This window comes from Pseudomonas sp. AE27, assembly GCF_037113495.1.
In the GTDB taxonomy this organism is placed as follows: domain Bacteria; phylum Pseudomonadota; class Gammaproteobacteria; order Pseudomonadales; family Pseudomonadaceae; genus Aquipseudomonas; species Aquipseudomonas palmensis.
Genome location: NZ_CP146966.1, coordinates 1,740,447 through 1,762,984, shown reverse-complemented (window position 1 = coordinate 1,762,984; position 22,538 = coordinate 1,740,447). Strand labels below are relative to the sequence as shown.

Below are 22,538 nucleotides of genomic sequence, written 5' to 3'. Positions count from 1 at the left end.
TCAACGAATGCCGGCCGGATAGCCCAGCTCATACTCTGTCGTGACTTCGGAACTGACCAGATTGTCGTAGAGGTCCAGGTACACGGCCGTCTGTGCGCCCACTACTTTGCCCCACACCCGGTAAGGAGACAGGTTCAGTGCCTTGGCGAGGCTGCCGGTCGGCGATGGGTAGAGGCGTGCCAGCGCCTCGAAATCCTCGTAGCTCGGCAGGGTGTAGCCCTCGTCGCGGGCCTTGGCCTGCGCCTGTGCCCAGGTGGATCGATACGCCGAGCTGAGCAGGCGCAGCTCACGCACGCCGCGCACACTGAGCACGTAGCTGGAACTGGCCCCTGCCGCGTTCTGCGCAGTGACGGTGATGTCGCCATTGCCCCATACCGAGACCTGTCCATCGGGATCGACCCTGGCAATGTCCGTGTTGTCCACGCGATAGGCGCTGGCACCTGGCTGTGCACGGGTGTAGCGGGCATAGTCAGGGATGGTCGGTGGCGTCCTGGCCTGGTTGTGCTCGTCGAAGAACACCACATAGCGTTGGCTGGCCAGGTTGAGTGCCTGTGCAGCAGTGAAGCCTTCCTTGATCAGCAGGGTGACCACGCCCGATCTGCGCGGCGCCGAGCGCGGCGCCTGCGCGGTGTAGTAGACCTGCAGGGTCTTGCCGACATTGGCCTCGACATAGCGCTTTTCTATCAGCAAGGTGACGGGTTTGCCGGCATTGCGCGCCGAGATCGGCCAACTGATCGAGGTGATCGCCTGGCCTTGCGCATCGGCAAGGTAGATCGTCAAGGTGGTCTGGAACGCCAGTACTACCGCGTTATCGTTACCAACCCCCTGGACGGTGATGCCCAGCCCCATGGCCGGTACCTTTTCAGGGTCCAGCTCGGCGCCCTGCAAGGCTGCCACTTGCGGCAGGTACAGGGTGGGGTCCGAAGGTTGGGTAGTGTCTGCATGCGCATTGAACATGCTCACGCACACGCACAACACCAGTGCCGCATAGGTACGTCTGATTGCGTCCATGAACGGTTGCTCCTGCCGTGGAGTCAGTCGGCCTGGCTGATGCCTACCGCGTAGCCTTTCTGGCTTGGGCTGGCACTGCTGACCTGCAGCGTTGCCAGGTCCAGGTAGGCGGGTGAGCCGTTCCTATCAGTAGCCCCCAGAAAGCCCCTTGCCGTCATGTCCGGCAGGCCCTGGTTCTGCTGCTTCAGATAGCCCGCGAGATCGTCTTTTGCCGCCGCGTACACAGTGCCGAAGCGACTGAAGTCGTCGGCTGTCGGCACGCTCAGGCCGACCGTGTTGGCGGCTGCTGTGGCGCCTTCGGCCTGCAGTTCGGGGTGGTCGCTCAACAGGTACAGTTCCCTGACCCCTCGGACCGTCAGCGTGTAGCTGCCGATCGAGGCACCGGCAGCGTCCAGTGCGGTAATGGTGACCGGCGGATCCTCTGCATTGCCCAGCAGGCTGACCTTGCCGCCGCTGTCGACACGGGCAACGTTGGTGTCGCTGCTTTTATAGTTGACGGCCTGTGCTGTGGTGCGGGTGAACTGCGCGTAGTCGGGCACTACCGGGGGCGGGCTGGGCTCCAGGGCGGCGTTGAAGAACACGATGTAGTTGCGGCCGCTGAGGTCGACTGCCAGGGGCGCAGCGAAGTTCGCCTTGACGGTGAACGTCAGCACCTGCGACTTCACCCCGTCAACCTCGTAATACACGTGCAGTTGTTGGCCCTCACGGCCCAGCAATGTGCTTTTCGAAATATCCCATACCGACAGTCGGTCGTTGTTCGGGGCGCTTATTGTTTTGCTGTAGAGCACCGTCTGCTGCTCATCACGCACAACAAGGTTCAGATTTTTTTGATACCAGGTGGCACTTCTTTGCACCTCTGCACGGGTGAATTCGCCCGCTGTACCGAGGTCGAGTGCCCCTTCCCTGACGTCTTTCATCATTGGCATGGCGTAGTCGGTCATGTCGTCAAACTCCCGCAGGTAGGCAATCGGCACCAGGTAGCGCCGATTGCAGGGTCATATCGCTCAAAGGCATCAGGCACCTGGCACGCCCGCCCACTCGCCGTCGGCCGCGGCATTGACACCTACCCGGTGCCCGGTAGTCACCTGGTTGCGTAGCGCTGCCTGCACCGCCGCACTGTCACCGCCGCCCAGCGGCTGGCCCCACGTCACCACGCGTCCGTCCGAAGTCAATGCGGCGAAGCCGTTGGAGTTGGCGTACACCGCACGCACATGGGTCAGTTGCCCGACCACTCGGCTGATATCGCCGCCGGCTTCGGGACGCCCCCAGGCCACCACGGTGCCGTCGCTGCACAGGGCGGCGAACGCCCATGCGCTGCCGGTGACCTGAATGATATTGCGCAGGCCGGCCACCGCAGGCGGTACCGTGCCGCCGTTGCTCGGGTTGCCCCAGGCCACTACCGAACCGTTCCGGCGCCGGGCACAGAAGGCATGCCAGGTGCTGGTGACCTCCACGATGTCACTCAAACCTGCAATCTCAGCCGGCACCGAGCCACCATGGCTGGCAGCCCCCCAGGCCACCACCTGACCAGTAGCACGCAAGGCGCTGAATGCCTGGGCTGTAGCCCCCTCAAGGGTGACGACATCGGTCAACTGGGCGATAGCCCCCGGTACCGTGCCGCCATAGCCGGCATTGCCCCAGGCAACGATGCGCCTGTTGGTGCGCCGTGCGGCAAAGGCGGCAAAGTTGCCCTTGACGTAGTAGACGTCTTTCAACAAGGCGATATCGCTGGGCAGGTTGCCGCCGTTGGCGGCACTGCCCCAGGCTACCAGCGAACCGTCGGCACGCTGCGCTGCAAAAGCGCTGCCGGCACCGTAGACGGCGGTGAAGTCCGCCAGGTTGAGGATCGCTGGCGGAATGGTCCCGCCCTCGGCCGCCACCCCCCAGGCAGCGAGGCGGCCGTCGACTTTGCGTCCGACAAACGCCCTGGCATTGCTGCGCACTTCGACGAATCTTCCGTTTTCTTGCGGCGTGGTACCGCCCTCGCCCGCATTGCCCCAGCACAGCACAACACCATCGGTCAGGCGTGCTGCATAAGCGCTGCGCGTGCAACTGACTTCAGCGATGTTGTCGAGGGTTTGCCATGTCGGCGGGATGGATGCCCCGTAGGCTGGGCTGCCCCAGCCGACGATATCGCGCTCCCCCCCCGAGCGTTCGTTGCGCAGGGCGACAAACGCTGCGCTGCCATTGACCGTGGCGTCGATTCCGTTGCCGATGATGTTGGCCGGGTTGAGTTGCACTTCATCGGTTTGCGTGCGTACGCGCAGCGCCTTCCAGGGCTGCTTGTCCATCCAGGTAGTGCCTGCGGTCCAGGCCGCCTCGTCCAGGTAACGCCATTCGGCGAGAATCGGCTGCAGGCTTTGCGCATTGAATGCGCTCAGAACTCGCGAGGAACTGGAGGCACGGTAGGTGCTCGCGCCGTAGCGGGCGCCGAAAATACGCAGGTTGCCGCTGCCTATCACACGGTTGACGAAATAGCTGTTGGACGGCGAGCGTTCCTCCGGGCCGCCGCTGCCACGCTGCAGCGTGTACTCGAGCGTGATATTGGTGCGATTGCTGGCGTTGATCGTGGCATAGGGTACCGACACGTCGAGGGCCTTGCCCGCGTTGCCCGCCGTTACCGTGATCGTGCGGCTGAAGTTGCCTGCCAGCACCTCGCTGTGCACCAGCACGGTCACCTTGTCACCGGCCAGCAATTTGGCCACGGCGTCGATCCGATACGTTGCACCATTGCGCACATCGTCCGGGTTCAGCTGGTTGTTGGCGGTGGCCTCTACGAATATCGGCAGCGGCAGCGCCGCACGCTGTACCCGCAGCGTGACGGTGCCGGAAGTCTGCTCGCGGCCATCGAAGCGGTACACCACGTACTTGACCCGTACATTGGCATCGATGTTGGCCAGCACGAACCGTGCTTCGATACGAGGCATCTCAAGTTTAGATTCCTGATCTTTCTGGATGTACAGGGTGACGCTTGTCGAGCCTTGGGGGGCATCGCCATCCCAGAACAGTTCCACTTCATCGCCAAGTTTGAGCTGGGCCTCGCGCGGGATCCAGACCACTGCATCGCCCACAGGGCGCAGCGTGCCATCGACCACGCCATCCACCTCCGGGTCGGGCAGCAGGAACTGGTGCTGTTTGCGGCGCAACGAAAGCAGGGCAGATACGCGAGTCGGCTGGCCGCTTTCGATGACCTGGTAGTACACATCGGCTGCCACTGTCAGGTGGTTGCTCCAGTCGGCGTGCTCGAAGGTGAACGTCACTTGCTTGTCGAGATTGTTCTTGGTCACCTTCATCAGATCGTCGAAGTACGCACCGCCCGCGTCGGACCACACCACCCTGATGGTCTGGTCGAGTTTCATTCCGGTATACGGCTCGATGATCACATCGACGCTGTCGAGAGCATCAGGATCCAGTTCACCGTCTTGTGCCTGCGGGCAACGGGGTGCCGGCAGTTCCAACTGCGCCACGCCCACTTGCAGCGTGAGAGCCTGTGATTCCAGAGGGCGCCCCAGGCCCTGCCGGCTTACGGTGTAGCTGACTTCGAGCGAGCCGCCGCTGAGCGGCTGGAGGTTCTGCGGCCCGTTCACGGCAAACGAGATGGCTTTTCCTGCGCTGGCGCTGGTGACCGTTTTGGTGTCCTTGTAGAGCAACGTGCTGCCATCGGAACCGGTGCCTCGCCAGGTGATCTCGATGAAGTCGTCCTTCTCCAGCTCGGCCGCTGCCGGTACCACCACGGTCGCCGTTGCCAGGGTGGGCTGCAGCACGCCGTCGACCGCTTCGGTCACTTGCGGGCTTGGCAACTTCACGGCAGCGCCGATAAAGTTTGTGCCCACACGCCGGGAAGTCTGTACTACGTCGCTTTTATCAGGCTTTCTGGTGAACCAGGTCCTGGCAAAACCCCGCGCCAGCATCTGCACATCTGCATAGGAAATCTTGAATATCAGCGTCCGGGGGCTGACCCACTTTTGACTGTACTGCCGCGTGATGACCTGGCCTTGCGCCGTGGTGCCTACCCAGAACAGGGTAATCACATCATTTTTCTTGAAGCCCGTCAGCGCCGACACTTGTACTTCCAGGCCGTCTTGCGCCACCAGCGCCACATCGATCGGCTCGCCCTCCAAGGCTTCCGGGTCGGGGTTGATGATGGTGGGCGGATACAGCTTGTTGGGGTCGATCGATACCTCGATGTAACCGCGCAATGACCAGTCGCTTGCGGTATTGAACACTTCGTCCCAGACCCAGTACACAAGCACCAGCTTTTCGCTGTCGCCGGCCTCGTAGATGAGCTCGGCATCCACCTCGATGACGATGTCGTTGCCCACCTCGTCAGGTTGCACGATGTACTCGACGATCGAGCCGCCCCAGCTCAGGCGAATGGTGTCGTACTCGCGCATGTTCGGGTACGCCGGTACGGTGACTTCCACGCCATACAGCTCGCCATCAAGGAAGTCCTTGAAGTCTTCTTCACCCACCACGCCACCGATTGGAGGGCTCGTCAGAAACGGTGGCAGCAGCTTGTAGTGCCCGGGACGATCGGGTTCAGGGTCGTTTCCGCCGGGGTACTTGAGGCGTGCCAGCACCTTGAGCACCAGCGAAGACTCCTTGTTGGTGGAGCCTGCACGCGTGATCACGTAGTAGAGGTCGTGCACGCCCTCCAGCACCTTTTTGGCCGGGATGTAGGTTTCGATGTTCTGGCCGAGCTGCTCCTCGCGGACACTGACCTTCACCGCCGCGATGTTGCTGGTGCCATAGAAGACCTCGATCAGATCCCCCGCCAGCATGTTCGGATACGGCTGCACGAATACCTGCATTCCGCGCACCGAATTGACCATCCCCTTGTTCACGCCAACCTGGGCGCCTTCGGTGTATACCGGGGTGATGTAACCTGGAATGTAGATGCGCCGCAGGGCCAGGGTGCCGGCTGCAAATCCTCCGAATGCCGGCGGTCCTCCCACTATGGCATTGAACAGGTCGATCATCGTTTGCAAGCCCGATTGGGTCCCGGGGACAATCAAGTTGTTCGTCATGAAGTTTTCTCCAATCCAGGAAGCCCGAAAGGTATGAACGGGGGAATGGGCTGGAAATGATTCAAAGGCAAAATGTACGAGGCGCACAACTGACACAAATACCAGGTGCCCGGCCAAGGCACGTGCACACCGGGGGAGGAAATCGCGCGCCGATTGCGCTAGGCTGCACCTTTACTCACCAGGAGCATTCTCCATGGCAAAAGCCACCGCCCGTCACATCCTTGTCGCCAGCGAAGACAAGTGCAACGAACTCAAGGCACAGATCGAAGCCGGCGCCGACTTCGCCGAAATCGCCAAGGCCAACTCCACCTGCCCCTCCAGCCGCCAGGGCGGTGACCTGGGCTCTTTCGGCCCCGGCCAGATGGTCAAGGAGTTCGACACCGTGGTGTTCAGCGCACCGGTGAACACTGTTCAAGGCCCGGTGAAGACCCAGTTCGGCTATCACCTGCTGGAAGTGACCAGCCGCCAGGACTGATCGGCCTTGGCCGCATCTGCCGGCCGTGTCGAGGGTCGGCCCGCTCCTGTGAGAGCGGGCTTGACCCGCATTGTGCTGTTCGCCCTTGCCCCGCTGCTGTTTCTGCTGCCTCCCTGGCAAACCCTGATCGCCGCCCCCAGCCACGCCCTCACCGTCTATGGTGAAGCCCCCCGCTACCGCGCCTCGTTCAGCCATTTCGACTACGTCAACCCGCAAGCCCCGAAAGGTGGAAGCCTGCGTCGCTCGGCGCTGGAAATCGGCGGCTTCGACCATGTGCTGCCCTACATCGACAAGGGCACCGGGGTCAGCGAGGTGGACGGCTGGCTGTATTCACCGCTGGCCATTCGTTCACTGGACGAGCCCTATACCGTATACGGCCTGATCGCGCAAAAGCTCGAGCGCAGCGCCGATGGGCTGTGGCTGCGCTTCTACATCGATCCGCGTGCGCGTTTTGCCGATGGCCGGCCCGTGCGTGCCGAGGATGTACGCTTCACTTACCAACTGCTGCTGCGTGAAGGCAATCTCAAGTACCGCACGCAGTTTGCCGACGTGGCTGCTGTGGTGGTCGAGACGCCCCTGCAGGTACGCTTCGACTTCAAGAACAATCAGAACCGTACCCTGGCCCTGGACCTGGCGTCGCTGCCGGTCTTGCCCGAGCACGCGCTCGACCAGGATGCATTCACCAACGGCGGCGGCTTCCAGGCGCTGGTGGGTAGCGGCCCGTACCGCATCGCACGGGTCGACAACGGGCGCAGCATCACCTTCGAGCGCAACCGCGACTGGTGGGCACGGGACCTGCCGGTCAATCGTGGGCGCTACAACTTCGACCAGCTGAAGATCGAGTATTTCGGCGACACCGACGTGGCACGCCAGGTGCTGCGCGGTGGCGGTTACGATTACAACCGCGAGTTCTCCGCCACCGGCTATTCGATCGGCTACAACGGCCCGGCCCTGGACGACGGGCGCCTGCAACGTGCGCACCTGGCCCGAGGGGCGCCGCAGAACGCACAGGGCTATGTGTTCAACCTGCAGCGCCCGGTGTTCCAGGACCGGCGCGTGCGCCAGGCACTGGGCCTGCTGTGGGATTTCGAATGGAGCAACCGGCAGATGATGCGCAACCTGTACATCCGCCAGCAGAGCTTTTTCGCCAACAGTGCGCTGGCCGCCCGCGCCCTGCCCGACCGCGCAGAACTCGCCCTGCTCGAACCCCTGCGTGCCCAGGTGCCGGCCGAGGTATTCGACCGGGTGTTCGAGGCGCCGCGCACCGACGGCTCGGGGCTGATCCGTGACAAGCAGCTGCAAGCCCTCGCTCTGCTGCAGCAGGCCGGCTGGCGCCCGCAGGGCGATCAGCTGGTCAATGCCCGGGGCGAGCCGCTGAGCTTTACCTTCCTCAATGGCCAGTCGGGCCTGGAGCGCCTGCTGCTGCCGTGGAAACGCAACCTGGCGCAGATCGGCATCACCCTGGACATACGCCGCACCGACGCGGCCCAGTACGTCAACCGGCTGATGGCCCGTGACTACGACATGATCGTCACCGGCTACCCGGTGTCGCCCTCGCCGGGGCTAGAGCTTTACAGCTACTTCGGCTCGGCGGCGGCTACCGACCCTGGCTCGAACAACTACATGGCCCTGCAGGACCCGTCGGTGGACAGCCTGATCGACGGCCTGGTCAAGGCCGCGAGCCCGGCCGACATGCTGCGCCATGCCCACGCGCTGGACCGGGTGCTGCAATGGAACTACTACTGGATCCCCAATTACTACCCGCCCGGCGCCTCCACGGTGTGGTGGAACCGCTTCGGCATCCCCAGGGTGCAAGCCAGCAATGACCCGGCGCTGGACACCTGGTGGGAGGTCAGCCCCACCCCGCTGACCACGGCTCAGATGGCCGAGCGCCTGGAGGCTGCGCCATGACCGCGTACATCCTGCGCCGGCTGCTGCTGATACTGCCCACCCTGCTGATCATTGTGCTGGTGAACTTCGTGATCATCCAGGCGGCACCGGGCGGCCCGGTAGAACAGGCCGTGGCGCGCCTGCAGGGTATCGGCGGCGGTGCGCCGGGGGCCGGCAGCGACACGCTGCACAGCGACTCGCGGGCCAGCCGCGGGCTGGACCCCAAACTGCTGGAGACCATCAGACGCCAGTACGGCTTCGACAAGCCGGCCCACGAGCGGCTGTGGCTGATGCTCACTCGCTACGCCCAGCTGGATTTCGGCAGCAGCTTCTTTCGCGGTGCCAAGGTCACCGACCTGATCCTGGACAAGTTGCCGGTCACCCTCTCACTGGGCCTATGGGCCACCCTGATCACCTACCTGGTGTCGATCCCGCTGGGCATCCGCAAGGCCATCCGCCACGGCAGCGCTTTCGATGCCTGGAGCAGTGCGCTGATCGTGATCGGCTATGCGCTGCCAGCGTTTCTGTTCGCACTGTTGCTGATCGTGCTGTTTGCCGGTGGGACCTCGCTCAACTGGTTTCCGGTGCGCGGGCTGGTGTCGGAAAACTTTGCCGAGCTGAGCCTGGCCGGCAAGCTGGCCGACTATTTCTGGCACCTGGTGCTGCCGGTGGGCTCGCTGGTGATCGGCGGTTTCGCCACCCTCACCCTGCTGACCAAGAACGCCTTCCTCAACGAGATCACCCGCCAGTACGTGGTCACCGCGCGGGCCAAGGGCCTGAGCGAGCGTCGGGTGCTGTACGGGCATGTGTTTCGCAACGCGATGCTGCTGGTGGTGGCGGGCATTCCCCAGGCGCTGATCACGGTGTTCTTCGCAGGCTCGCTGCTGATCGAAGTGATCTTCTCGCTCGACGGCCTGGGCCGCATGAGCTACGAGGCGGCGGTGTCGCGGGATTACCCGGTGGTGTTCGGTTCGCTGTTCATCTTCACCCTGTTCGGCCTGTTGATCCGTCTGCTGGGCGACCTGTGCTACACCCTGGTCGACCCGCGTATCGACTTTGCCACGAGGCAGCACTGATGCGGCGCCTGTCGCCGTTGTCCAGGCGCCGGCTGGCGAATTTTCGGCGCAATCGCCGCGGCTGGTTCTCGCTGTGGGCGTTCGGGCTGCTGTTGCTGCTCAGCCTGGGGGCGGAGCTGGTGGCCAACGACAAGCCGCTGCTGCTGGGCTACCAGGGCAGCCTGTACTTCCCCGTCTTCAAGCGCTACACCGAACAGCAGTTCGGCGGCCAGTTGCCGTTCCAGCCCGACTACCGCAGCCAGTACGTGCGCCAGCTGATCGAGGGCCAGGGTGGCTGGATGCTGTTTGCCCCGATCCCCTTCAGCGCCGACACCCCCAACTACGACCTGCAGGTACCCACCCCCAGCCCACCCACCGCCACCAACTGGCTGGGCACCGACGACCAGGCGCGCGACGTGCTGGCGCGGGTGCTGTACGGCACCCGTGTGTCGATACTGTTCGCCCTGCTGCTGACCGCCATCAGCACCGTGATCGGCGTGGCCGCCGGCGCCCTGCAGGGCTACCACGGCGGCTGGGTGGACTTGATCGGCCAGCGCCTGCTGGAAGTGTGGTCGGGGCTGCCGGTGCTGTACCTGCTGATCATTCTCAGTGGTTTTGTGGAACCCGGCTTCTGGTGGCTGCTGGGAATCATGGCGCTGTTTTCATGGCTGGCACTGGTGGATGTGGTGCGCGCGGAGTTCCTGCGTGGACGCAACCTGGAATACGTGCAGGCCGCCAGGGCGCTGGGCCTGCCCGATCGGCTGGTGATCGTGCGGCACATTCTGCCCAATGCGATGAACGCCACCCTCACCTACCTTCCGTTCATTCTCACAGGGGCCATCTCGACCCTCACTGCACTGGATTTTCTCGGTTTCGGCATGCCCGCCGGCAGCGCCTCGCTGGGCGAGCTGGTGAACCAGGGCAAACAGAACCTGCAGGCGCCATGGCTGGGGTTTACCGCGTTCTTCGCCCTGGCGTTGATCCTTTCGCTGCTGGTGTTCATCGGCGATGCATTGCGCGAGGCGTTCGATCCACGGGCATAATCGCAGCCTCATTACGGCGGAGCGGCCCATGCAAGACAGTGACAGCCTCAAGGACTACCAGCGCGTGCGCCAACTGGCGATCCGCTCGCTGTTCGAGATCATCGAGCAATCCAGCGAGGGCACGATCATCGTCGATCGCGATGCACGAATCGTGTGGATGAACCAGCGCTACGCACGGCGCTTTGGCCTGGAGGACGCCAGTGCCGCCATTGGTCAGCCGTGTGAAAGCGTGATCCCCGGCAGCCAGATGCGCGACGTGATCACCCAGGGCCGGCCGATTCTGCTGGACATGCTCGACACGCCCAAGGAGCCGCTGGTGGTGATGCGCCTGCCGATCCACGATGCCGAGGGCGCGGTGATGGGCGCCATCGGCTTTGCCCTGTTCGATGAGCTGCACAGCCTTTCGCCGCTGCTCAAGCGCTATGCCAGCATGCAGCAGGAACTGGCCTCGACCCGCTCGCTGCTGCGTGCGCGCCAGGCCAAGTACAGCTTTGCGCAGTTCATCGGTACCAGCGCCGCAAGCCTTGAGGTCAAGCGCCGCGCGCGGCGTGGGGCCAGCAGCGATTCGCCGGTGCTGCTGCTGGGTGAGACCGGCACGGGCAAGGAGTTGCTCGCCCATGCCATCCACGCCGCCTCGCCCCGCGCCCACAAGCCGTTTGTCAGCATCAACAGCGCCGCTATCCCGCACGATCTGCTGGAGGCCGAATTCTTCGGCACCGCGCCGGGTGCGTTCACCGGCGCCGACCGCAAGGGCCGACCGGGCAAGCTGCAGGTGGCCGAAGGCGGCACGCTGTTTCTCGATGAGATCGGCGACATGCCGCTGGCGCTGCAGAGCAAACTGCTGCGCGTGCTGCAGGAAAAGGAGTACGAGCCGGTGGGTTCCAACCAGATGCTGCAGAGCGATGTGCGGGTGATTGCTGCCACTTCGCGCGACCTTTCGGCAGCGATGGCCCGCGGGGAGTTTCGCGCCGACCTGTATTACCGCCTGAACGTGCTGCCGATCGAGGTGCCGCCATTGCGTGCCCGGCTCGATGACCTGCCGGCGTTGAGCGAGGCGATTCTGGAGGAGCTGGGCAGCCGCCATGAGCTGCAGGCACCGGCCCAGGCGCTGCTGGCCCGACATGCCTGGCCGGGCAACATTCGCGAGCTGCGCAACGTGTTGGAGCGGGCCACGCTGATGGCCGACCAGCAGCAACTGACTGCCGCCCAGGTGCAATCGGCATTGGGCCCGTTGACGCCCCTTACAGTCGACACCGACCCCGTAACCGACTACAGGCAGGCGTGCGAAGCATTCGAGCGCCAGTTGCTGGAAAACGCCCTCGCCCGCTGCGCCGGGAATGTGCCGCAGGCCGCGCGTGAGCTGGGGTTGGGGCGTTCGACGCTGTACAAGAAGCTGGCGGCTCTGGGGATCAAGTCTCAATAGAGAGACTTGTATCTCAACCTGGAGACAGCCCTGCTTGCGAATTGGCACAACGCGGTCGTAGACCTGTTTGCGCGGTGTATCAGGCAGGTCGCATGTGCAGGTTTTACTGGCGCTGCGCACCAGATCGCGGGCAAGGCCCGCTCCTACGGCCTGGCGGCCAGAGGCGTAGGAGCCGGCCTTGTCGGCGAACGAGCGCGAAGCGGTCGCAAGGCCTGAACGCGCGGTGTATCAGGCAGACCGCATGTGCAGGTTTTGCTGGCGCTGCGCACCAGATCGCGGGCAAGGCCCGCTCCTACGGCCTGCCGGCCAGAGGCGTAGGAGCCGGCCTTGCCGGCGAACGGGCGCGAAGCGGTCGTAGAACCAGAGTGCACGGTGTGTCAGGCAGACCCCGTGTGCAGGTTTTACTGGCGCTGCGCACCAGATCGCGGGGCAAGGCCCGCTCCTACGGCCTGGCGGCCAGAGGCGTAGGAGCCGGCCTTGCCGGCGAACGGGGCGAAGCGGTCGTAGAACCTGAACGCGCGATGTATCAGGCAGACCGCATGTGCAGGTTTTACTGGCGCTGCGCACCAGATCGCGGGCAAGGCCCGCTCCTACGGCCTGGCGGCCAGAGGCGTAGGAGCCGGCCTTGTCGGCGAACGAGCGCGAAGCGGTCGTAAAACTAGAGTGCACGGTGTGTCAGTCGAGCTCCATGTGCAGGTTTGACTGGCGCTGCGCACCAGATCGCGGGCAAGGCCCGCTCCTACGGCCTGCCGGCCCGAGGCGTAGGAGCCGGCCTTGCCGGCGAACGAGCGCGAAGCGGTCGCAAGGCCTGAACGCGCGGTGTATCAGGCAGACCGCATGTGCAGGTTTGACTGGCGCTGCGCACCAGATCGCGGAGCAAGGCCCGCTCCTACGGCCTGCCGGCCAGAGGCGTAGGAGCCGGCCTTGCCGGCGAACGGGCGCGAAGCGGTCGTAAAACCAGAGTGCACGGTGTGTCAGGCAGACCCCGTGTGCAGATCCTCCTGCGCTGCAAGCGCACGCACGGCACACCCAGTCTCAAACCAGAGACAATCATTCGATAAATTCCACTGGAATTAATTTTTATTCATACAAATCAATAGCTTATTAACATGGCACGGTCTTCGCTAAGGGCTGCATCCCAACAAAAACAAGATGCACCCAAGGAGACACTCAATGAGTGTGATCATTGCCCTGGCAGCCCTGGCGCTGCTGATGCTGGCGGCCTACCGTGGCTACAGCGTGATTCTTTTTGCCCCCATCGCCGCCCTCGGCGCGGTGCTGCTTACCGACCCTTCCGCCGTCGCGCCCGCCTTCACCGGGGTGTTCATGGAAAAGATGGTCGGGTTCATCAAGCTGTATTTCCCGGTGTTCCTGCTCGGCGCCGTGTTCGGCAAGCTGATCGAGCTCTCGGGTTTCTCGCGCTCGATCGTGGCTGCCGCCATTCGCCTGCTGGGCACACGCCAGGCCATGCTGGTGATCGTGCTGGTGTGCGCGCTGCTCACCTATGGCGGGGTGTCGCTGTTCGTGGTGGTGTTCGCGGTGTACCCGTTCGCCGCCGAGATGTTTCGCCAGAGCGATATCCCCAAACGTCTGATACCAGCCACCATTGCCCTGGGTGCGTTCTCGTTCACCATGGACGCCCTGCCGGGCACCCCGCAGATCCAGAACATCATCCCCAGCACCTTCTTCAACACCACCGCCTGGGCCGCGCCTTGGCTTGGCGTGATCGGTACGCTGTTCGTGTTCTGCACCGGGATGCTGTACCTGCAGCGCCAGCGCAACAAGGCGCAGCGCGCCGGTGAAGGCTACGGCAGCGACTTGCGCAACGAGCCCGAAACCGCCGCCGACCTGACCCTGCCGCACCCGCTGCTGGCGTTGTCGCCACTGCTGCTGGTGGGGGTGATGAACCTGCTGTTCACCCACTGGATCCCGGCGTGGTACGGCAAGACCCACAGCCTGAGCCTGCCCGGCATGAGCGCCCCGGTACAGACCGAGATCGCCAAGCTGACGGCCATCTGGGCGGTCGAGGCCGCCCTGCTGCTGGGCATCCTGCTGGTGCTGGTCAGCGCCTTCGGCGCCATCCGCACACGCCTGGCAGAGGGCAGCAAGAGCGCGGTCAACGGTGCCCTGCTGGCGGCGATGAACACGGCGTCGGAATACGGTTTCGGCGCCGTGATCGCGTCGCTGCCAGGCTTTCTGGTATTGGCCGATGCGCTGCGCAACATTCCCAACCCGCTGGTCAACGAAGCCATCACCGTGACCCTGCTGGCCGGCATCACCGGTTCTGCATCCGGCGGCATGAGCATTGCGCTGGCAGCCATGGCCGACAGTTTCATCAGTGCGGCGCACGCGGCGAACATTCCGCTGGAGGTGCTGCACCGAGTGGCCGCGATGGCCAGCGGCGGCATGGACACCTTGCCGCACAACGGCGCGGTGATCACCCTGCTGGCGGTGACCGGCCTGACCCACCGCGAAGCCTACAAGGACATCTTCGGCATCACCCTGATCAAGACCCTGGCAGTCTTCGTGGTGATCGCTACCTTCTACGCTACAGGCATTGTCTAAGGAGACTTCCATGAGCCTTGCAGGAAAAGTCGCACTGGTTACCGGTTCCACCAGCGGCATCGGCCTGGGTATCGCCCAGGCATTGGCCGGCGCTGGCGCCGATGTGATTCTCAACGGCTTCGGCGACGCCAGTGCAGCGCTTGCCGAGGTGGGCCGGCATGGCACCCGGGTGGGGCACCACGCGGCAGACCTTGGCAGCGAGGAGCAACTGAACGACCTGTTTGCCTATGCCGAACGCGAGTTCGGCGGGGTCGATATCCTGGTCAACAATGCCGGCATCCAGCATGTCGCACCGGTGGAGGCGTTCCCAGTGGAACGCTGGGACGCGATCATCGCGCTCAACCTATCGGCGGTGTTTCACAGCACCCGCCTGGCACTGCCCGGCATGCGCCAGCGCAACTGGGGTCGGGTGATCAACATCGCCTCGGTGCACGGGCAGGTCGGCTCGGTAGGCAAGGCCGCCTATGTGGCGGCCAAGCACGGGGTGGTCGGGCTGACCAAGGTGGTGGGCCTGGAGACCGCCACCAGCAACGTGACCTGCAACGCCATCTGCCCCGGCTGGGTGCTCACCCCGCTGGTACAGAAGCAGATCGACGATCGCATCGCCAGCGGGGTCGATCCGCAGCAGGCCCAGCAGGACCTGCTGGCCGAAAAGCAGCCCTCGCACGCCTTCGTCACACCGCAACACCTGGGCGAGCTGGTATTGTTTCTGTGTAGCGAAGCCGGCAGCCAGGTACGCGGCGCCGCCTGGAACATCGATGGCGGCTGGCTGGCCCAGTAGCCATCGGCCTGGGGCGCAGGTACCGCTGGCCGGCTACGACTGTCATTTTCAAACCGCAAGGAGCTTTTATGCGACCGCTTTCCCTGACCGCCCTGTTCATGCTGCCCCTGGCTTTCAGCGCCCCTGTTCTCGCGGCCAGCCTCAAGGATGTGGCCCCTTACCCCGAAGCCGAAAACGGCTTTGTGCGCCAGGTGATCCACCTGCCCGAGCAGAAAGACGAGTCGGCATTCAAGGTCGAGGTACTGGCCGGCAAGACCCTCAAGGTGGACTGCAACCTGCAGCGCCTGGGTGGCAACCTCGAAGAAAAGACCCTCGAAGGCTGGGGCTATAGCTACTACCGGCTGGACAAGGTGATGGGCCCTGTCTCGACCCTGATGGGCTGCCCCGACAACAAGAAGACCGACGCCTTCGTGCCGGTGGTCGGCGATGGCTTCCTGCTGCGCTACAACAGCAAGTTGCCGGTGGTGGTCTACACCCCCAAGGACGTGGAAGTGCGCTATCGCATCTGGTCGGCTTCCAGCGACGTGAAACGCGCCACGGTGGAGTAACCCGCCAAGCGTGGGTTCGGGGCACGGCGCGCCAAGCCACCCTGCCCCGAATCAGGCATAATCGCCGGTTTTACCCGTAACAGAGGCAACATGAAAGCACAGGCCCGTCACATCCTGGTCAAGACCGCCGAAGAGGCCGAACAGCTCAAGCAGCGCATCGCCAAGGGCGAAGCCTTCGATGTGCTGGCGAAAAAGTACTCCACCTGCCCGTCGGGCAAACGCGGCGGCGACCTGGGCGAAGTACGCCCGGGACAGATGGTGGGCGCCATCGACCAGGTGATTTTCAAGAAGCCGTTGCGGGTGGTACACGGCCCGATCAAGAGCAAATTCGGTTACCACCTGGTGCAGGTGTTCTACCGCGATTGAGCCCTCTGCCCTGATCGATAGGCGTGCCATCGGTCAGGCGTTTCTGCGCCAATGTGCACTTTTTCGATGACCACCTATCATTTCTGCCAGTTGCGACCGCCGTCGCAGCCCTGTATCGCTTGGGCCGATCGCTAGCCCAAGGAGGACGAAATGAGCCCGCCCAGCCGCGTTGCCCTGGCGTGCCTGCCGTTGCTGGGCCCGTGGGCCCTGACAAGTCAGGCGGACTGCACCTTCGCCCCTACCGGCGGCAACGATCGTTATGTCTGCGACAGCGGCATTGGCGCCTCCCTTGTCGACCCTGGCGGTGACAACACGCTGATACTGCCGGCCGGGGGCAGCGGCACCCTCGCCGGCAGCGTGACCTTCGGCCCCGGCGCCGACCGCGTCGAGATGGCGTCGGGCATCATCACCGGCGTGCTCGATCAGGGCGCGGGCATCGACACCTTCATCATGACCGGCGGGCAGTTGCAGGCCTTGCAGCAGGGCAACGGCCGCGACCTGTTCCAGATGAGCGGCGGACGCATCATCGGCGCCTTCGAAGATGGCGATGTGGCCTACATGAGCGGCGGGCGCATCGGGCGCGTCGACATGAAGCTGGACCGCAACCTGTTCGACATGTCCGGCGGCATCATCGACGCCAACCTGGTCACAGGCTTTGACCGCGACACGGTCATCGTCAGTGGCGGACGCATCGGCGGCAACATCAGCGTCAGCGGCGGCGACGACAGCGTGACCATCAGCGGTGGCGAGGTGGTGGGCAATGTACTGCTCAGCTTCGGCGACGACAGCTTCACCTGGCGCGACGACGGCATCGTGCGCGGTGCGGTGCTGATGGGCGACGGCAGCGACCAGGCGCTGCTGGCCAACCTCGACGAAAGCCGCCTGGGGCTGGTGCGCCAGGTGGACGGCGGCCTGGGCAGCGACAGCCTGGTACTGGACCATACCCGCAGCAGCCTGGGCGCGCGCTATACCGGTTGGGAGCGCATGGCCCTGACCAACGCCTCGGTCTTCAACCTGGATGACCACCTGGTTCTTGGAGACCAGGGCACGGGTACCGGCACCTTGCTGATCGATGCCACCAGCCAGCTGGTGGCGCGCACCGGCCAGGTGACGGCGTTTGCCGGCGGCACACCGGTGAGCGTGAACAACGCCGGGCTCATCGACCTCAGCAGCGGCGCCAATGCACTGGGCCGCCTGACCCTCGACGGCAACTACGCAGGCAGCAACGGCGTGCTCAAGGTCGACAGCGTGCTCGAAGGCGACGGCGCCGCCTCCGACCGGCTGGTGGTCAACCAGGGCTCGCTGGCCGGCAGCACTGCCCTTCAGGTGAACAACCTGGGCGGCAGCGGCGCGCTGACAGCGGCCGATGGCATCCAGGTGGTCGAGGCCGGCCCTGGCACCACCAGCACCAGCACGGCGTTCAGCCTTGGCCAGCCCTTGTCGGCCGGGGCCTACCAGTACTACCTGTTCAAGGGCGGGGTCAGCGCCGGCAGCGAGAACAGCTGGTACCTGCGCTCGAGCGTGGTCGCGCCCCCGGTATCGGCGCCGCCCCTGCCCGGCCAGCCACCACCACCGGTGGTGCCGGCGCCCGTGGCCGCCCCGGGTACCCCGCCACTGCCCACCCCGGTCGCCGGGCAGGCCATCGTGCTGTACCGCGCCGAAGTGCCGGTGTACGCGGTGGCCAGCCGCGCCGCGGCCATCATCAGCCTGTCGACCCTGGGCACCTTCCACCAGCGCCAGGGCGAGCAACGCCTGCTCGACGAACAAGGCCTGGTGGCCGCCGGGTGGGCCCGCACCTTTGGCGAGCACCTGCGCCAGCAGTGGTCCGGCACGGTGTCGCCAAGCCTGGACGGCAACCTGAGCGGTTTCGAGGTGGGCCATGACCTGTATGCGACGCACACCGACGGCGGTTATCGCCAGCACGCCGGGGTGTATGTCAGCCATAGCCGGCTCGATGGCGATGTCAAAGGCTTCGCACTGGGTTTCGAGGACAATGCAGTGGGCGATGTCCGTCTCGATGGCGACAGTGTCGGCGCCTACTGGACGCTGATCGGCCCCGGGCAGTGGTACGTGGACACGGTGCTGCAGTACACCGATCTGGACGGCCGCGCCCGTTCCGATCGCGGCGTGAAGCTCGATCTGGACGGGCATGCCCTGGCGGCCTCGGCGGAGGCCGGCTATCCGCTGGCATTGAGCGCGCGCTGGGTGGTCGAGCCCCAGGTGCAGGTGATCGCCCGCAAGGTCGACTTCGAGACGCGCAGCGATGGCATTTCAACGGTCAGCCAGGACAGCCAGACCAACTGGACCGGGCGCGTTGGCGCACGACTCAAGGGCAGCTACCTGGCCGGCAGCGTGCCGCTGGAGCCCTACCTGCGCAGCAATGTATGGCGCAGCAGTGGCGGTCGCGACACCCTGCGGTTCGACGGGGGCGAGCCGATCAGGACTGATCAGGCCGCCACCTGGATGGACGTGGGCGCCGGCCTGAGCGCCCGGCTGAGCCCCGCCGTGGCGGTGTACGGCGCAGTGACCTACAGCGCCAACCTTGACAGCCGCCAGCAGGAATCGATTGGCGGCACCCTGGGGCTGCGCATCAGCTGGTAGGGCTCAGGCCCGGCGTGCGGCGAGCAGGCCGAACCCCGCCAGGCCCAGCAACGATGCGCTGACCCGGTTGAACAGCCGACGCGGTGCAGGCTGGTTGAACCAGCGCTGCATGTACGCCCCCAGCCAACCGTAGATGGCGATGGCCAGCCACTCCAGTACCAGGAACATCGCCCCCAGCACGGCGAACTGTTCGGCCACCGGCGTGGCGCTTGTCACACTGACGAACTGGGGCAGGAATGCGGTGAAGATCAGGATGGCCTTGGGGTTGCCCGCCGCCACCAGAAACTCCTGACGCGCCAGGCGCAGGGTACCCACGCCGCGTGCACCGACCTGCGCGGCCTCGCCGACCGGTGCGCGCCACAACTGCCAGGCGATGTAGAACAGGTAGCCGGCGCCCAGCACCTTGACCAGCAGGAACAGGTATTCACTGGTATGCAGCACCACCGCCAGGCCCATGGCGGCCAGTACGATCATGCCGGCAAACGCCAGCAGGCGGCCGGCCCCAGCCAGGCAGGCCGTGCGCAGGCCGTAGCGGCTGGCGTTGTTCAGCGACAGCAGGTTGTTGGGGCCAGGGGCCATGTTCAGGGCGAAACAGGCCGGGATGAATAACGCGAGGGTGGTCAGGTCCATGAGGGGCTCCGGTGGCTGGGGCAACGAGTTTCAAATGCCCTGCCGGCCAGCGTCAAGTCATGTATGATCGCGCGCTTCTCGAAATCTGCCAGGAGAGATGGTGTTCAGTGGCCTGATGCTGCTGGTTGGCATCGCGTTGTCATGGGTATCGATACGCCAGCTCAGGCGAACCCCCACCAAGCCCAACGGTGACCCGTGGTGGTTCATCTAGGCGTCTGCAGTAACTCAAGGCTGGCAAGATCAAGCAGGCTGAAGTGTCCGCTTGCCCAGCCGCCGGTATCGAGGTGCCAGACATTGCCCAGCACCTTTACCTCGCGCAGCGTGGTGTGCCCGACGATCAGCGCACGCAAGCCCTGAACCTCGCCAGTGTCGCCCTGCTGCAAGCGTCGTCGCGACCATTGGCACACCTCCTGAACATCGGCTGAAGGTTCGCCTGCCAGGTGCTCGCACAGTGTCTGCCAATGCGCGAACGGGCAGTCGGCGTGCAGCAGGCCGACCAGGCCTTCAGGGGTTTGCAGCTCCAGCGCCAGGGGCATCTGTTCGAAGGCGGCCACAAAGCGGGCCTGGGCCTGCGCATCCAGGTCAAGAAACCAGCCGCCACCACTGGCGCGGTACATCGCCTGGTCCAGCCAGTGGCCCCGCACGTGGGCAATGGCCAACGCTTCATGATTGCCTTGCACCGCGTGAAACCAGGGTTGATCGAGCCATGCCAGCGCCTGTTCGCTGTCGGGCCCACGGTCGACCAGGTCGCCCACGCTGAAAAGCCGATCGATGGCCGGATCGAACCCGACGGTATCCAGTGCCTGCTGCAGGCGCTGGAAGTGCCCATGGACATCGCCCACCGCGATATCGCGACCACGACGGTTGGCCCGTACCTGCACCCTGGCGCTCATGCTGTGCCTCCCCTCTTCTGTTGCCGATGGTGTCGCCTGCTAGAATGCACCCATTTGAACGCAATCAGCCCATCCGAGGTATCCATGGGTATCAAGAAGTCCTCCGCAGAACTCAAACGTGACCTGAAGCTGGTCGCCACCGACCTTGAGCGTACCGCCGGTGAAATCAGCAAGCTGGCCGAGCGCATCAAGGACGTCGACGTGGTGGCGGTGCTGCACCTGATGAACCGCCTGTACCGGGACTCGGACAAGCTCAAGGCCTATGCCGACGAGGTCAAGGACGGGCGCATCGTGCGCGGCAAACCCGATTGAGGCTGGGGGGGCCAACTGCCGGCGCACTGCTACACTTAATTCGCCGAAGGGAGGAATGCGCCATGTCCGACAAAGAGATCACCACCCTGCTGACCCTGATCAACCACCGTCAGGACCGCCTGGCCGTGGCCTGCAAGGAGATCGCCGACTGGATCGACCGCCAGGGCGATGTACCGGTGGCGGGCAAGATCCGCGACACCCTCAAGGCCGTCGAAGCCGACGAGGTGCTGGTGAAGAAGACCCTGACCTCCCTCACCCTGGACCGACCGCTGCCGCGCTTTCGCTAGCCGCTGACAAACAGGCGCATCGCCCGTTCCGATGGAATTGTTGTCGCAATATCAATATGATAGCGGCCTGTCGCACGCCGTTCGTGCGACAGTGGACAATGACTCGGGAAGGATTACTCGTGAAAGATTTTGTTATCAGCGTCAACAACGTGGTGCTGTACGTGGCACTGGCCGTCATCTGGATTTCCGGCCTGTTCATGTTCAGCCAGAGCTTCCTGGCTGGCCTGGGCACATTGATTGTCGGTACGCTGACCTGGTGCATCGTTTCCGGCTTCTGGTTCGTCCAGTCGGCCACCTACGAAGAACTGCGCAAGCTCAACAACAAGCCCTGACGCCCCGGCGTAGCGCTTGACCCACTGCCCCGCGGCGTTGCCCGGGGCAGTTCTGTTTCAGGGCCCTGCTGCCCGCCCCCGCCCCGCAACCTGCTGTAACGCAACCGGTCGCCCCCTCGCGACATCCGGTGGAATCCCTGCCGCCCTGGCCTGTCGGAAGCTGTGCAACGCCCTTCATACCCATGAACACTGCGAGGCAGGCAATGACCAATCAAACACTGCAAAACGAAGTACTCACCCGGCTGTACCACGCCCACCCGAACGGGTTGGGCAAGGAAGTGCTGGACAACTTCGAAGGCGAAAAGGCGGTGGCCGAGACGCTCAAGCAACTGCAGGACAAGGGGTTGATCCAGGACGGTGCGGTCACCGTTGGGGCCGACGATGAACCGTCAGTGCGTTACCCGATCAAGCTCAGTGCGGCGGGTGTGACCGCGGCCAAGGCAGCCGGCGGCTGATTGCACGGCTGATTGCAAAAAGGCCCGGCATTGCGCCGGGCCCTTGTTTGCGGCTACTCGCCAAGAAGCGGTGGCTTGCGTGGTTCTGGCCCGCCCTTGGGCGCCTTGGCCGGGCCTACCGGATCCACCTGCGGGTCATCCAGGTCTGGCGAATCGGGATCAAAGTCCAGCGTGTCCCGTTCAGAGGCGTGCTCGGATGAATGCGGTCCTTCTGGTGTGTGCTGATTACCGGTCATCAATACCTCCACGTCGTCGAATGGGGCCAGGCATCCGGGTGTCTGCCAGCGATCCCCCCAGCCCCCTGGCAGGCGCCCCTGCGCTCAATCATTGGGCAGCGGCATGTCTTCGTCATCGGGCACGCCATCACCGCTGGCCGGGTCTTTCCAGTCCTCGGGACGATCTGGCGTGAACACCGGTGGGCGTGCCAGCGGATCGACGTCTTCGGGAGCCGTCGTCGGTTGGGTGGGGTCTTGGGCTTGGGCAGTCACTTGGTCAGTCATGGAACACCTCGCCAGCAAAGGCCCGGAACATCCGGGCCCTGTCAGTTGGAGGTCAGGCCGGGGCCAGGGTGCAGCACACGCGACGAATGGTGAAGCCGGCAGGGCTATGGGTCTTCGGGCTGGTCATCGTCATCGTCGAGCAGACCCCAGGCATCATCGTCCTCGTCATCCATACCGCCCGCCTCTGGCTCGGGGGCAATGTATTGATCGTGAAATTCGTGGTCGAGCAGGTGGTCGTGCTCGGGTTCGTGGATATCGTCGTCATCGTGCATGGAACGGGCTCGCCGGCGGTTCTGGTAAGCGCGTATTTAACCAGACTTTGAAGGGGCGCCGCGCGCCCCTTC

The 22,538-nt window shown here is 64.5% G+C and carries 22 protein-coding genes; 14 read left to right on the top strand and 8 right to left on the bottom strand.

Annotation, left to right across the window (positions count from 1 at the left end):
* The 3 genes from V9K84_RS08155 to V9K84_RS08145 all read right to left on the bottom strand — a co-directional run bounded on the left by V9K84_RS08155 (nucleotide 1) and on the right by V9K84_RS08145 (nucleotide 6,038).
* Nucleotides 1-1,011 carry a hypothetical protein gene (locus tag V9K84_RS08155; protein WP_088514936.1) on the bottom strand — a complete coding sequence of 337 codons (1,011 nt, stop codon included), beginning with the start codon at nucleotides 1,009-1,011 and terminating at the stop codon, nucleotides 1-3.
* A gap of 23 nt (nucleotides 1,012-1,034) precedes the next feature.
* On the bottom strand, nucleotides 1,035-1,952 hold the full coding sequence (locus tag V9K84_RS08150; protein ID WP_143516643.1) for a hypothetical protein: 918 nt from the start codon (nucleotides 1,950-1,952) through the stop codon (nucleotides 1,035-1,037).
* Between the two features lie 72 nt (nucleotides 1,953-2,024).
* Nucleotides 2,025-6,038, bottom strand: coding sequence for a hypothetical protein (locus tag V9K84_RS08145; RefSeq protein ID WP_143516644.1), 4,014 nt, complete (start codon nucleotides 6,036-6,038; stop codon nucleotides 2,025-2,027).
* Nucleotides 6,039-6,231: 193 nt separating this feature from the next.
* On the opposite strand from V9K84_RS08145, the gene V9K84_RS08140 reads away from it, so the two are divergent.
* The 10 genes from V9K84_RS08140 to V9K84_RS08095 all read left to right on the top strand — a co-directional run bounded on the left by V9K84_RS08140 (nucleotide 6,232) and on the right by V9K84_RS08095 (nucleotide 18,785).
* Nucleotides 6,232-6,513 (top strand): peptidylprolyl isomerase, encoded by a 282-nt coding sequence (locus tag V9K84_RS08140; protein WP_043860171.1) that lies wholly within the window; start codon nucleotides 6,232-6,234, stop codon nucleotides 6,511-6,513.
* A gap of 69 nt (nucleotides 6,514-6,582) precedes the next feature.
* Nucleotides 6,583-8,424, top strand: a complete 1,842-nt coding sequence (locus V9K84_RS08135) for an extracellular solute-binding protein (protein ID WP_168186845.1) — start codon at nucleotides 6,583-6,585, stop codon at nucleotides 8,422-8,424.
* Nucleotides 8,421-9,479 carry a microcin C ABC transporter permease YejB gene (gene yejB / locus V9K84_RS08130; RefSeq protein ID WP_058540166.1) on the top strand — a complete coding sequence of 353 codons (1,059 nt, stop codon included), beginning with the start codon at nucleotides 8,421-8,423 and terminating at the stop codon, nucleotides 9,477-9,479. The genes V9K84_RS08135 and yejB overlap by 4 nt, the downstream gene beginning before the upstream one ends.
* Nucleotides 9,479-10,501 carry an ABC transporter permease gene (locus V9K84_RS08125; RefSeq protein ID WP_088514939.1) on the top strand — a complete coding sequence of 341 codons (1,023 nt, stop codon included), beginning with the start codon at nucleotides 9,479-9,481 and terminating at the stop codon, nucleotides 10,499-10,501. Before yejB ends, V9K84_RS08125 begins: the two co-directional genes overlap by 1 nt.
* Nucleotides 10,502-10,529: 28 nt before the next feature.
* A complete protein-coding gene (locus tag V9K84_RS08120) occupies nucleotides 10,530-11,924 on the top strand; it encodes a sigma 54-interacting transcriptional regulator (RefSeq protein WP_088514940.1) in 1,395 nt (464 codons plus the stop codon).
* A 1,173-nt stretch (nucleotides 11,925-13,097) separates the two neighbouring features.
* Entirely contained in the window at nucleotides 13,098-14,489 is a 1,392-nt protein-coding gene (locus V9K84_RS08115; protein ID WP_058540163.1) for a GntP family permease, read from the top strand.
* Between the two features lie 10 nt (nucleotides 14,490-14,499).
* The gene (gene hbdH / locus V9K84_RS08110) at nucleotides 14,500-15,270 is read left to right on the top strand and encodes a 3-hydroxybutyrate dehydrogenase (protein ID WP_088514941.1); all 771 of its coding nucleotides are present in this window, start codon (nucleotides 14,500-14,502) and stop codon (nucleotides 15,268-15,270) included.
* Between the two features lie 68 nt (nucleotides 15,271-15,338).
* Nucleotides 15,339-15,818, top strand: a complete 480-nt coding sequence (gene eco / locus V9K84_RS08105; RefSeq protein ID WP_058540161.1) for a serine protease inhibitor ecotin — start codon at nucleotides 15,339-15,341, stop codon at nucleotides 15,816-15,818.
* 90 nt (nucleotides 15,819-15,908) lie between these two features.
* A complete protein-coding gene (locus tag V9K84_RS08100; RefSeq protein ID WP_038611202.1) occupies nucleotides 15,909-16,184 on the top strand; it encodes a peptidylprolyl isomerase in 276 nt (91 codons plus the stop codon).
* Between the two features lie 150 nt (nucleotides 16,185-16,334).
* Nucleotides 16,335-18,785, top strand: a complete 2,451-nt coding sequence (locus V9K84_RS08095) for an autotransporter outer membrane beta-barrel domain-containing protein (RefSeq protein WP_088514942.1) — start codon at nucleotides 16,335-16,337, stop codon at nucleotides 18,783-18,785.
* Nucleotides 18,786-18,788: 3 nt separating this feature from the next.
* On the opposite strand, the gene V9K84_RS08090 is transcribed toward V9K84_RS08095, so the two are convergent.
* Nucleotides 18,789-19,415 carry a LysE family translocator gene (locus tag V9K84_RS08090; RefSeq protein WP_043861489.1) on the bottom strand — a complete coding sequence of 209 codons (627 nt, stop codon included), beginning with the start codon at nucleotides 19,413-19,415 and terminating at the stop codon, nucleotides 18,789-18,791.
* Nucleotides 19,416-19,618: 203 nt separating this feature from the next.
* The gene (locus V9K84_RS08085) at nucleotides 19,619-20,308 is read right to left on the bottom strand and encodes a metallophosphoesterase (protein WP_054914547.1); all 690 of its coding nucleotides are present in this window, start codon (nucleotides 20,306-20,308) and stop codon (nucleotides 19,619-19,621) included.
* Nucleotides 20,309-20,392: 84 nt separating this feature from the next.
* Between V9K84_RS08085 and V9K84_RS08080 the strand changes: the two genes are divergently transcribed.
* From V9K84_RS08080 to V9K84_RS08065, 4 genes are all read left to right on the top strand, one after another.
* A complete protein-coding gene (locus V9K84_RS08080) occupies nucleotides 20,393-20,620 on the top strand; it encodes a hypothetical protein (protein WP_043861486.1) in 228 nt (75 codons plus the stop codon).
* A 62-nt stretch (nucleotides 20,621-20,682) separates the two neighbouring features.
* Entirely contained in the window at nucleotides 20,683-20,907 is a 225-nt protein-coding gene (locus V9K84_RS08075) for a hypothetical protein (protein WP_043861485.1), read from the top strand.
* Nucleotides 20,908-21,026: 119 nt separating this feature from the next.
* Entirely contained in the window at nucleotides 21,027-21,239 is a 213-nt protein-coding gene (locus V9K84_RS08070) for a hypothetical protein (protein ID WP_043861484.1), read from the top strand.
* 203 nt (nucleotides 21,240-21,442) lie between these two features.
* A complete protein-coding gene (locus V9K84_RS08065) occupies nucleotides 21,443-21,694 on the top strand; it encodes a hypothetical protein (protein ID WP_043861483.1) in 252 nt (83 codons plus the stop codon).
* 53 nt (nucleotides 21,695-21,747) lie between these two features.
* Here V9K84_RS08065 and V9K84_RS08060 read toward each other — a convergent pair whose 3' ends face one another.
* The 3 genes from V9K84_RS08060 to V9K84_RS08050 form a co-directional block, all read right to left on the bottom strand.
* Entirely contained in the window at nucleotides 21,748-21,930 is a 183-nt protein-coding gene (locus tag V9K84_RS08060) for a DUF6021 family protein (protein ID WP_088514943.1), read from the bottom strand.
* Between the two features lie 84 nt (nucleotides 21,931-22,014).
* Nucleotides 22,015-22,194: a hypothetical protein gene (locus V9K84_RS08055; RefSeq protein WP_080922870.1), complete on the bottom strand. Its 180-nt coding sequence runs from the start codon at nucleotides 22,192-22,194 to the stop codon at nucleotides 22,015-22,017.
* 104 nt (nucleotides 22,195-22,298) lie between these two features.
* Complete coding sequence (locus V9K84_RS08050) at nucleotides 22,299-22,466, bottom strand: hypothetical protein (RefSeq protein ID WP_168186843.1); 168 nt, start codon at nucleotides 22,464-22,466, stop codon at nucleotides 22,299-22,301.
* Nucleotides 22,467-22,538 lie beyond the last annotated feature (72 nt).